Source organism: bacterium (genome assembly GCA_035549195.1).
Classification (GTDB): domain Bacteria; phylum Oederibacteriota; class Muellerivitia; order Muellerivitales; family Muellerivitaceae; genus DASZRK01.
Genome location: DASZRK010000015.1, coordinates 18,079 through 29,254, shown reverse-complemented (window position 1 = coordinate 29,254; position 11,176 = coordinate 18,079). Strand labels below are relative to the sequence as shown.

At 61.2% G+C, this 11,176-nt stretch carries 8 protein-coding genes; 5 read left to right on the top strand and 3 right to left on the bottom strand.

Annotated features, from left to right (window positions below):
• The first annotated feature begins 9 nt into the window (after positions 1-9).
• Together VHE12_02905 and VHE12_02900 are read left to right on the top strand one after the other, a co-directional pair.
• Complete coding sequence (locus VHE12_02905; protein ID HVZ79734.1) at positions 10-690, top strand: Fe2+-dependent dioxygenase; 681 nt, start codon at positions 10-12, stop codon at positions 688-690.
• Positions 687-1,826, top strand: a complete 1,140-nt coding sequence (locus VHE12_02900) for a PepSY-associated TM helix domain-containing protein (GenBank protein ID HVZ79733.1) — start codon at positions 687-689, stop codon at positions 1,824-1,826. Before VHE12_02905 ends, VHE12_02900 begins: the two co-directional genes overlap by 4 nt.
• A 225-nt stretch (positions 1,827-2,051) precedes the next feature.
• On the opposite strand, the gene katG is transcribed toward VHE12_02900, so the two are convergent.
• Positions 2,052-4,229 (bottom strand): catalase/peroxidase HPI, encoded by a 2,178-nt coding sequence (gene katG, locus VHE12_02895; protein HVZ79732.1) that lies wholly within the window; start codon positions 4,227-4,229, stop codon positions 2,052-2,054.
• Positions 4,230-4,447: 218 nt separating this feature from the next.
• Here katG and VHE12_02890 point away from each other — a divergent pair, with 218 nt between their 5' ends.
• Positions 4,448-4,951 (top strand): ferritin-like domain-containing protein, encoded by a 504-nt coding sequence (locus VHE12_02890; GenBank protein ID HVZ79731.1) that lies wholly within the window; start codon positions 4,448-4,450, stop codon positions 4,949-4,951.
• A gap of 119 nt (positions 4,952-5,070) precedes the next feature.
• Here the strand turns inward: VHE12_02890 and VHE12_02885 are convergent, their stop codons facing one another.
• Positions 5,071-7,185: a cation:proton antiporter gene (locus tag VHE12_02885; GenBank protein ID HVZ79730.1), complete on the bottom strand. Its 2,115-nt coding sequence runs from the start codon at positions 7,183-7,185 to the stop codon at positions 5,071-5,073.
• A gap of 548 nt (positions 7,186-7,733) precedes the next feature.
• Here VHE12_02885 and amt point away from each other — a divergent pair.
• Both amt and VHE12_02875 read left to right on the top strand, forming a co-directional pair.
• Complete coding sequence (gene amt, locus VHE12_02880) at positions 7,734-9,068, top strand: ammonium transporter (GenBank protein HVZ79729.1); 1,335 nt, start codon at positions 7,734-7,736, stop codon at positions 9,066-9,068.
• A gap of 179 nt (positions 9,069-9,247) precedes the next feature.
• Positions 9,248-10,633: a sodium:proton antiporter gene (locus VHE12_02875; GenBank protein ID HVZ79728.1), complete on the top strand. Its 1,386-nt coding sequence runs from the start codon at positions 9,248-9,250 to the stop codon at positions 10,631-10,633.
• Between the two features lie 67 nt (positions 10,634-10,700).
• Here VHE12_02875 and VHE12_02870 read toward each other — a convergent pair whose 3' ends face one another.
• The gene (locus tag VHE12_02870) at positions 10,701-11,042 is read right to left on the bottom strand and encodes a P-II family nitrogen regulator (protein ID HVZ79727.1); all 342 of its coding nucleotides are present in this window, start codon (positions 11,040-11,042) and stop codon (positions 10,701-10,703) included.
• Between the last annotated feature and the right edge of the window lie 134 nt (positions 11,043-11,176).

Genomic DNA, 11,176 nt, shown 5'->3' with positions numbered 1-11,176 from the left:
GAGGCAAGCATGTTGCTCCAAATTCAGGGTGTTTTGGACGCGGAAGAACTGGCGAAAGTCCGTGGCCTGCTGGACAAGGCCGAATGGGCCGACGGCAAGGTGACCGCCGGGTATCAGTCGGCCTTGGCCAAGGACAACCAACAGGCGCTCCAAGACAATCCGGCGGTCCAGGAGGCCGGAGAGATCATCCTGAAGGCTTTGGCGCAGAATCCGCTCTTCACTTCGGCGGCCCTGCCCCGGCACGTTTTCCCGCCGCTTTTCAACCGCTACGAGGGTGGGCAGTCCTTCGGGATCCATGTAGACAACGCCATTCGTCAGGTCCCGGGGACCCCACATCGGCTGCGTACCGATGTCTCCTGTACGCTTTTCCTGAGCGAACCAGGCGATTACGACGGGGGTGAACTTCTGGTGGAAGATACTTATGGGGCCCATGCCATCAAGCTTCCGGCAGGGCACTTGATCCTCTATCCAGCCACCAGCCTGCACCAGGTCAAGCCCGTGACGCGGGGAGCCCGGATCGCCTCTTTCTTTTGGGTCCAAAGCATGGTGAAGGATGATGGGGAGAGGACCCTCTTGTTCGACTTGGACCGGGCTATCCAGGGCGTCCACCGGGAAAATCCTGGGAGTGCCGGGGCCATTCAATTGACGGGCGTTTACCACAATCTGGTGCGCAAGTGGGCCGAGTTATGAGACCGATCCTGTTCTGGGTCCATTTGTCCTTGGGGGTGACGGCCGGGTTGTTGGTCGCCTGGATCGCCGCCACCGGGTTCTTATTGACTTTCCGGCAACAGGTGACGGACTTCACGGAACGGGGCCAGTCGCGGGTCGAGACCCTGCCAGGGGTCGCCCGCTTGTCCCTCGACCTATTGGCCGCTAAGGCCACGGAAGGAAAAGAGGCCAATGTGTCGGGGTTGACCCTTTCGAGCGACTCACGGTCGGCTGTTCTCTTCAACCTGGGAAAGGATGAGGTCGTTTATGTCGATCCCTATACGGGAAAGGTGTTGGGGCCTGGTGCGCCGGTCGTCCGTTCGTTCTTCCGGACCGTGGAAGGACTGCACCGGTGGTTCGGGATGACCGAGGGTCCGGCCAAGGAGAGGGCCCACCAGTTCAAGGCGGCCGTCAACCTGGTCTTCCTTTTCATGGTCCTGAGCGGGCTTTATCTTTGGTGGCCCCGATCGGGCAAAGCGGTCCTGAAGTTCAAGCCGGGCCTCACGGCCAAGGCCCGGGACTGGAACCAACATAACGTCTTGGGGTTCTGGATCTCCTGGATCCTGGTCGTCATTACCGGTACCGGCGTGGTGATGTCCTATGACTGGGCCAATGACCTGCTTTACCGCCTGACAGGGGACGCCCCTCCGCCCCATCGTCAAGCGATGCTGCCGACGACGGAAGGGAAAGGGCCGGGAGCGGAAGTCCGCAAAGAAGACCATCGTCCATCGCGGATCCGGCGGGACAAAGGGGCCCAAGCCGCCGGATGGGACGCCTGGGCGACCGCGGCAAAGATCCAGTCCCCGGGTTGGCGGGCCATTAGCCTGCGCCTGCCGCGCAAGGAAGGCGATAAGGTCATGTCCTTCATCCAGGAGGGCGATTCCCCCTACCGCCGTTCGGTCCTGAGCCTGGAACCGGATACGGCCGCAGTGGCCAAGTGGGAACCTTACGCCGAACAAAAGGCGGGCCGGAAGCTGAGGGGTTTGATGAAACCCCTCCACATCGGGGAGGCTCTCGGTTTTCCCGGACAGACCCTGACAGCTTTCGCGGCCTTAGGGACGGTCTGGATGGTCTGGACCGGACTGGCCATGGCCTGGCGGCGTTGGCGTTCTTCCTAAGGAACTTTCGGCGGAGACAAGCTGGCCGCTTTGGCGGCCACGGACCCGCTGGGGTTGCGGAGCAGGCCCTTGGCCAGGAAGACCAACTCGTAGGTCCCCACCAATACCACGATATCCCCCGCTCCTGGCGGTCCATATCCTCCTGGGCCGAAAGGCCATCAAGAAGAAGGCGGGGTCGGGGAAGGTTCAACCCCGGCCCCTTTCGGGGCTTGGGCGTCCCTTTCCTCAGCCCTTTCCGGGAAGATCGAAACGGTCCAAGTCCATCACCTTGGCCCAAGCCGTGGCGAAATCCCCTGCGAACTTCTTCTTGGCGTCGGCGCTTGCATAGACCTCGCAAAGGGCCCTTAATTCGGAATGCGACCCGAAAATGAGGTCCACCCGGGTCCCGGTCCAGCGGACTTCGCCGCTCTTCCGGTCACACCCCTCGAATAGGTCCCGCTTGTCCGACAAGGGCTTCCATTCGGTCCCCATGTCCAGTAGGTTCACGAAGAAGTCGTTGGTCAGCGTTCCCGGTGTCCGGGTGAAGACCCCATGGGGGCTTCCTTCGACATTGGCGCCCAAGACCCGCATGCCCCCCAGAAGCACCGTCATCTCCGGTGCCGTCAAGTCGAGCAGTTGGGCCTTCTCCAGGAGCATCGCTTCCGCGGCCACTGGGCATCCATTCTTGAGATAGTTGCGGAAGCCGTCGGCGAATGGCTCCAGGACGGCGAAGGAGGCCTCGTCGGTCTGCTCCTGCGAGGCGTCCATGCGCCCTGGGTGGAAAGGCACCTTCACCGCATGCCCGCCCTTTTTCGAGGCTTCCTCGACCGCCGCGCAGCCGCCCAGAACGATCAGGTCCGCCAGGGAGACCTTCTTACCGCCCTTCGCGGCCTTGTTGAAGGCGTCCTGGATCCCCTCCAGGACCTGGAACACCTTGGCCAGTTCGGCCGGTTGGTTGACCTCCCAATCCCTCTGGGGCGCCAGGCGCAGGCGCGCGCCGTTGGCCCCTCCCCGCTTGTCGGTCCCCCGGAAACTGGAGGCTGCGGCCCAGGCGGTCGTGACCAGTTGCTGGATGGACAATCCCGACTTGAGGATCCTGCCCTTGAGGGCGGTGACGGCCTTGGCGTCGATCAGCGGATGGGCCTTGGGGATCGGGTCCTGCCAGATCAGGTCCTCCTTCGGGACCTCCGGACCCAGGTAGCGGGACTTGGGGCCCATGTCGCGGTGGGTCAGCTTGAACCAGGCCCTGGCGAAGGCTTCTTGGAACTGTTCCGGGTGTTCCAGGAAACGCCTGGAGATCCGCTCGTAGGCCGGGTCGAACCTCAGGGAAAGGTCGGTGGTCAGCATGGCGGGGGCGTGGCGCTGGAAAGGGTCGTGGGCGTCGGGCACCGTGCCCGCCCCCGCGTTCCCCTTGGGCTTCCACTGGTTCGCCCCAGCAGGGCTCTTGGTCAGCTCCCATTCGTATTTGAAGAGGTTCTGGAAGAAATTGACCCCCCATTTCGTCGGGGTGGTGGTCCAGGTGACCTCCAGGCCGCTGGTGATGGTGGCGCCGCCCTTTCCGGCGCCGAAACTGCTCTTCCATCCCAGGCCCTGTTCCTCGATCGGGGCGGCTTCCGGCTCGGGTCCCACGTGGGAGGCGGGTCCGGCGCCGTGGGTCTTGCCGAAGCTATGTCCTCCGGCGATGAGCGCCACCGTCTCCTCGTCGTTCATGGCCATGCGGGCGAAGGTCTCGCGGATGTCCTTGGCTGCCGCGACGGGATCGGGGTTCCCGTTGGGTCCCTCTGGGTTGACGTAGATGAGCCCCATCTGGACGGCCGCGAGGGGGTTCTCCAGCTCCCGCCCCCCCGAATAGCGCTTGTCCGCCAGCCAGGCCGTCTCGGCCCCCCAATAGACCTCGTCGGGTTCCCAGACATCCTTTCGCCCCCCGGCGAAGCCGAAGGTCTTGAAGCCCATGGTCTCTAGGGCGACGTTACCCGCCAGGATCAGGAGATCGGCCCAGGAGATCTTCTTCCCGTACTTCTGCTTGATGGGCCAGAGGAGGCGGCGCGCCTTGTCGAGATTCGCGTTGTCGGGCCAGCTGTTGAGCGGAGGGAAACGCTGCTGTCCCGTTCCAGCCCCGCCCCGGCCGTCGGCCACCCGGTAGGTCCCCGCGCTGTGCCAGGCCATGCGGATGAAAAGGGGGCCGTAATGGCCGAAGTCGGCCGGCCACCAGGGTTGGGAGACGGTCATGAGGGCCGCCAGATCCTTCTTCAGGGCCTTCAGGTCCAGGCTCTTGAATTCCTTGGCGTAGTCGAATTCCCCGTCCATGGGGTCCGAAAGGGAGGAATTGCGGCGCAGGACCCCCAGGTCCAACCGGTGGGGCCACCAATCCCGGTTCATGGCCCCCCCCGTGTGCATGACCGGACACTTCGATTCGCTCGACATAGGCACCTCCCTCGGATCCTTTGGAATGCCGTCCTCTCCCGCCCGGCTTCTTTTCATCCCAAAGTAGACCCAGGGCCTGGAAAAGAATATGTCTTCGGTCATGGAAGGTCCCCGTGGCAGGGGAGAGAGTTGGAAAGAAGGGGACCGAGCGGGGGTTGGCTTTTCCCAAAGATTGGGAACACACTAAAAGGACCAGAAGGACCAAAAAGGAGCCGAAAATGGGAACACGTGGCCGTGAGATCGTCGGGGTCGAGGTGGACCAGATCCTCAAGCTGTTGAACCAGGCCTACGCCAGTGAATGGCTGGCCTACTATCAATACTGGGTCGGGGCCAAGGTCATCAAGGGGCCCATGAAGGACGCCGTCGCGGCCGAACTGAACCTCCATGCCACCGAGGAGCTCAATCACGCGACCCTGGTATCGGGACGGATCCTCCAATTGGGCGGCACGCCGATCCTCTCTCCCAAGGGCTGGCTCGACCTGAGTCCTTGTAAGTACGACGCCCCAGAGGACCCCTACGTGGCCCAACTCCTGGACCAGAACATCCGCGGGGAGCAATGCGCCATCAGCATCTACAAAGGCTTAATGGATTTCACCAAGGACAAGGACATGGTGACCTACAACATCGCCCTGACCATCCTCGAGCAGGAGGTGGAGCACGAGGAGGACCTGCAGAGCCTCTTGGAGGACCTTCAACTCATGGTGAGCCGGGGAAGCAAATAAAAGTCCCTGCACGGGTCGGTCTGGGGTGGACCTCCGCGATGAACCGTAGCGGGCCCTTGCCGGTGTTTCCCGTCGGGTCCTGGGCCTGGCCCGGGCTGTCCTCTTGGCCGCCCACATCCTTATTGGCCGGAAGGTCTATCGGAAGAAGGGGGAGGGCCCCCGGACGCTTTAACGGCGACGGAGCCGGTGGGATTGCGGAGCAGGCCCTTGGCCAGGAAGACCGCCTCCTGGCTTCCCACCAGGACCAGATTGTCCCCCACTTGAAGGGTCTCCTTGCCGGATGGCATCAGGATGCGCTCTTCCCCCCGGTTGATGGCGATGATGCTGGCCCCGGTCAGGAGCCTGAGGTTCAGGTCCCCCAGCCTTTTCCCGATGGAGGGACAACCCGGTTCCATCCGCATGGAGGTCGGTGCCCCGATCCCGGGCGCCATGGTGTTGATCTCCTCCAAAAGGACTTCCTGGTTGATGGGGGCCCGGTGGGACAGGGCCTCGGCCACCATCTGGGCGCCGGCCCGCAGGTGATCCTGCAGGTTGACGGCGCTCTTCCAGAAGACGACCCCCAGGACGGTCAACAGGATGAAGAAGATCAACGGACTATAACCGAAGGGCAGGAAGGGCTGGGTGAGGGCCAGGAGGGGGAATCCCACCGCGAAAACGATCCCCAATTGCAAGGCGAGCGTCAGGGCCCGGCGGGGGGCCAGGCCCAGGTCCAGTTCCCCTTCGTGGGAAGGCCGCACCGCCGCCGCGGCGATGAGCCCGCCCATGGTCCGGGCCGTCCGGACCACGCCGAGGAAGAAGGGGAGGCTCAGGACCAGGCCGGTGGTCGCCAGGATCATCTTGGCCCATTGGCCCGGAAAGCCCCAATGGGAGACCAGCCAGGGGATCCAGTGCTGGATGGTGGCCGAGGTGGTGATGATGACGACCGCCAGGATGAAGGTGTCCAGGACCAGCCTCCAGGCCATGCGCCGGGTGCGACGCCAGACCGTTTTGCCCCCCTCCCCTTCGTTCCGGATCTCGTCCAGCCAGGAACCGTAAAGGGCGGTGAAGGTCTGCAAGGGCTTGGGCAGGTGGCTGTCCACGAACCGGGAAAAAGGTTCGGCGGCCCGGAGCAGGAGCGGCGTGGTGAAAGCCGTGACCACCGCGACCGCTACGGTCACGTCATAGAGGAATCCGCGGACCACGCCGTGGGAGACGCCGATCTGGGCGATGATGAAGGAGAACTCTCCGATCTGGGTGAGCGCCATGGCCGCCTGCAGGGCCGTCTTCAGCGGTTTGCCGCTCAGGAAGGTCCCCACCGAGACCGTCAGGATCTGTCCCCCGACCACCAGTCCGGAAAAGAGAAGGACCGAGCCCCAGTGCTCCCGCAGCACCGCCGGATCCACCAGCATCCCGACGGAAACGAAGAAGACGGCCGCGAACATGTCCCTCAAAGGGTGGATCAGGCGGCCGATGGTATGGATGGCACCCGACTCAGCCACCAGCATCCCGGCCAGGAAAGCCCCCAAGGCGACCGAATAGCCGCCTTCCCGGGCGAGGAGCGCCATGGCGAAGCAAAGGCCGACGGTGGCCACCAGCAATGTTTCCGAGTTGCGCTGGGCCACCATGGCCCGGATGAATCGGGGGATGATGAGGTAACCCAGGCCGAAGAGAAGGCCCAGGAACCCGATGAGGCTACCGCAGGTCATCAAAAGACCGCTCAGGGAAAGTTTGGCCCCTTCGGCCAAAGGGGTCAGGACGGCCAGGAGAAGGACCGAAACGAAGTCCTGGACCACCAGGATCCCGACGATGACCCGGTCCAATTGGGGATTGGGATACCGGTCGGCGAGCGCTTTGGTGGCCACCATGGTGCTGGGAAGGGAAACGATCGCGCCGGCGAAAAGGGATTCCATTGGGCTCCAACCCAAGAGACGGGCGGCCATATAGCCCAGCCAAGCCATCAGCGAGATCTCGATGACCGCGGTAAGGCCGGCGGTCGGCAGCACCTTGAGGAAGCGGGGAATGCTGAATTCCAGGCCGATCGAGAACATGACCAGGATGACCCCGAGTTCGGACAGGGTCCGAACGGTCCCTTCGTGCGCGAGGAGGGGAAGGGGGACATGGGGGCCGACCAAGAGTCCGGCTAAAAGGTAACCCAATACGGTGGGTTGTTTGAGCCAGTGGAAAAGAAGGGTGGTGACCGCGCCCACGCAAAGCACCAGGGCCAAGTCTTGGAGGAAGAGGAACGATTCGTTCATGGTCCCATTATTGAGGGAAATGGGAACAGGGCAAGGTTTTGGGCCGCGAGAAGGACCAGGGGAGGGACTTGGGGCCGAAGGATGGGCCCAACCGCCCGGAAAGGGATGGACGGCCTCTTTTCATCCCACCAAAAGGGGATAGGAGGACAAAATCCGTTTTCAACACATCAATTTTGTATTGGGTACAAATATGTAGATTTGTTTGAAAGCTTGGGCTTCCGTTTTTTCGCCCGAAACCAGCTTAGTTTCGAGCTCCGGCGGGTCTTTACGTTCTGTTTACGGGTGGCACAAGGTTTGCTTTTAAGGGGTGAACCGTTGGGTCTTTTTATGTTTCGCATTTGTTCGGGAAGTTTGCCTTCACTTGCGGGGTCGTCTTACCGGTGAAGGTTGCCGATCGCTTTAAATCAAGCAAGGAGGAGCGAGTTATGTTTTCCAAAATTAAAAAAGGGGGGGTCATGGGTCTTCTTCTTTTGGGCCTCATGACGCTCGCCGTCCCTGTGCTCGTGCATGCACAGGCCGCGGCAGCGACCCCCGCGCCGACGCCTTCGATGGCGGACACGGTCAAGGCCTTGGGAGACCAAGCCACCAGCCTGAAGGTGGCCGCGGATACCATCTGGACCCTGATCACCGCCATGCTGGTGTTCTGGATGAACGCCGGTTTCGCCTTGGTCGAATCGGGGATGTGCCGCACCAAGAATACGGTCAACATCCTGTCCAAGAACTTCATCGTTTTCGCCGTCTCCAGTATCTCCTTCTGGGTGCTGGGATGGGGGCTGATGTTCGGAAACGGTAACGGATTCATCGGGACCAGCGGCCTCTGGCTCGTGGGCGGCGCCGATAACAGCCCTGCCACGGGCGCGGCCTATCAAGGGGACTATAGTTCCATCAATTGGACCTCGACCCCGCTCTGGGCCAAGTTCTTCTTCCAATTGGTGTTCGCCGGAACGGCGGCCACCATCGTTTCGGGGGCCGTGGCGGAGCGCATCAAGTACTTCTCCTTCATCGTGTTCTCCTTCATCCTGGTCGGGATCATCTATCCCATCACCGGGCACTGGATCTGGGGCGGCGGCTGGTTGGGCGGGAAGCTCTTCCATGACTTCGCCGGCTCCACGGTCGTGCACTCGGTCGGCGGTTGGGCCGCTTTGGCCGGCGCCCTGATCCTCGGGCCCCGCATCGGGAAGTACAACAAGGACGGGTCGGCCAATACCCTCCCCGCCCACAACATGTCGACGGCCACTTTGGGCTGCCTGATCCTCTGGCTGGGCTGGTTCGGGTTCAACCCCGGGTCCACCATGGCCGCCGATCCGACCGCCATGGCCCGCATTTGCGTGACGACCAACACCGCCGCCGCCATGGGCGCTTTGGCCGCCACCTTCATGACGGCCCTCCTGATGGGTAAGCCCTCGCTGGGCATGACCATCAACGGTTGCTTGGCCGGTTTGGTGGCCATCACGGCCCCCTGCGCTTTCGTGAGCGTTGGAAGCTCCGCCATCATCGGACTGATCGCCGGGGTCCTAGTGGTCCTTGCGGTCATCTTCTTCGATAAGATCAAGATCGATGATCCGGTCGGTGCGGTCTCCGTCCACATGGTCAACGGCGTGTGGGGCACCCTTTCGGTGGGCCTCTTCGGCGCCAAGGACCTGGTCCTGGCTGGTTCTCCTGGTTACGGGTTGTTCCTGGGAGGCGGGTCTGGTCTCTTGATGGTCCAATTGGAAGGGATCGTGGCTGTCGCCGTGTTCGTCTTCGCCATCAGCTGTGTCTCCTGGTTCCTCATCAAGATGGTCATGGGGTTGCGTGTGTCGGCCGATGAAGAGACCGAAGGTCTGGATATCGGGGAGCACGGTGAGTTGGCTTATCCTGAGATGATGTTGAAGAAGGGCTGAGGAGTTCGGACAAGGGAAAAAGGACCGGCCTGAGAGGGCCGGTCCTTTCCTTATTTTGATCGGCAGGGTTAACCCGGCGAGGTTAGCCCTTTTTCATTTCGTATCGAACCGCATCCGACCGGATGCGCGAAGGTTGTCGAAGCGTCGTTCCGTGCCGCATAATCCTTCCCAATTAATCCTTGTTCGAGGAAATCCCCAAGGTGGAAAATCAGAGCTACTGGCAAAGCATGGAGCAGTGGAAGGCGGGTCTCAATTGCTCGCCCTTTTTTCTCCTTCTTTTCTTCATCGCCGTTCTTCCCTTCGTCCCCAAGGTCAATGAATGGTGGGAGAAGCTTGGGAACAAGCTGATCCTATCGGGTCTTTGTGCCCTGGCGGGCATCTGGCTCTACGTCGCCCCCACGGGCGACCACGGTAAGATCTGGGAGACCTTCCTGGAATATGCCGCTTTTCTTTCCCTCCTCGGAGCCCTTTTCACGGTCTCGGGTGGCATCCATATTTCGGGGGCCTTCGCCGGTCTTCCTTATATCAACACGTTGTTCCTGGGTTTGGGCGGGTTCCTGGCCAGTTTCCTGGGGACCACCGGGGCCAGCATGATCCTGATCCGGCCTTTACTGCGGGCCAATCGCCTGCGCAAGCACAAGACCCATATCGTGGTCTTTTTCATTTTCATTGTTTCCAACTGTGGGGGGGTCCTGACCCCCCTGGGCGATCCGCCCCTCTACCTTGGATTCCTGCGCGGGGTCCCTTTTTTCTGGACCTTTCGGTTGATCCCGGTCTGGGCCCTCATCTTGCTGATCCTTCTTTTTATCTTCCATATCCTGGATGACCGCATCTTCGATGAGGAAGAGAAGAACATGCGGGTCAACCTGATCCGGGAGATCGAGGGCGCGGAAAGGACGATCCATATCCAGGGATGGCCCAACGTGTTCTTCCTTTTCGCCATCCTGGCGACCATCCTCGTCTCGGGGGACCTGATCTATCCGGGTTTGAGGGAGAGCCAAGGAGAGAAAGCGGCCCAGGAGATATCGAAGATCTTCCAGATCTTCATGATGACGGGGATCGGGATCTTTTCGCACCGCATGACATCGCCCAAGATCCATTACGACAACCAATTCTCCTTCGCGCCGATCCAGGAGGTGGCGGTCCTTTTCCTGGGGATCTTCGGGTCCATGATCCCGACCCTGGCCCTTTTGGAAGCCAAGGGCCAGAGCTTGGCCTTGGCCCATCCTTGGCAATATTTCTGGTTCTCGGGGTTCCTGAGCAGTTTCCTGGACAATGCGCCGACCTATCTCAGTTTCGCTACCTTGGCGGCGGGCCAGAACGGGCTGACGGCCGACCATTTGGGGACACTGGCTGAAAAATTCCCCCATCTTTTGGCAGCGATCTCCTGTGGGTCGGTCCTGATGGGCGCCAACAGTTACATCGGTAACGGGCCGAATTTCATGGTGAAGGCCATCGCCGAATATATGGGGGTCAAAATGCCGTCCTTTGGGGGCTACCTGCTCTGGTCCCTTTCCGTACTGGTGCCGGTCTTCATCCTGGTGACCTTCGTTTTCTTCGGGTGAAGGGCGGGGGAAATAAAAAAGGCCCCGGAAAGGGGCCTTGGATAAGAAGCAAGAAGGGGGAGGGACCTTAGGTGATCGCCTTTTCCCCCGATTCCCGGGTCCGTACCCGGTAGGCCATCTCGACCTTGCTGATGAAGATCTTTCCGTCACCTTCGCGGCCGGTGCCGGCGGTATCCATGATGACCTTGACGATGTTGGTGACGGCCTTGTCCTTGGCGACGATCTCGATCTTCATCTTGGGAAGGAGCGCGTACTTGAAGGTCATCCCCCGCCATTTCTGGGTGAGCCCCTTCTGCATGCCGTGCCCTTGGACCTCGGTGACGGTCATTCCCGAATAGCCGACCTCGTCCAATGCTTTTTTCACGTCCAGGAATTTCTCGGGACGGATGATGAGTTCGATCTTTTTCATTTCGAAGGATCCTTTCGAAGTGTCGTACGATGTTATCCTAGAAGCGAACGGGATCGAACTCAACCGGCTTCCAGGAATCGGGATCGAAAACTACAAAAGTGTGGATTGCCCTATTTTGCCTTTGGCCGAGACGT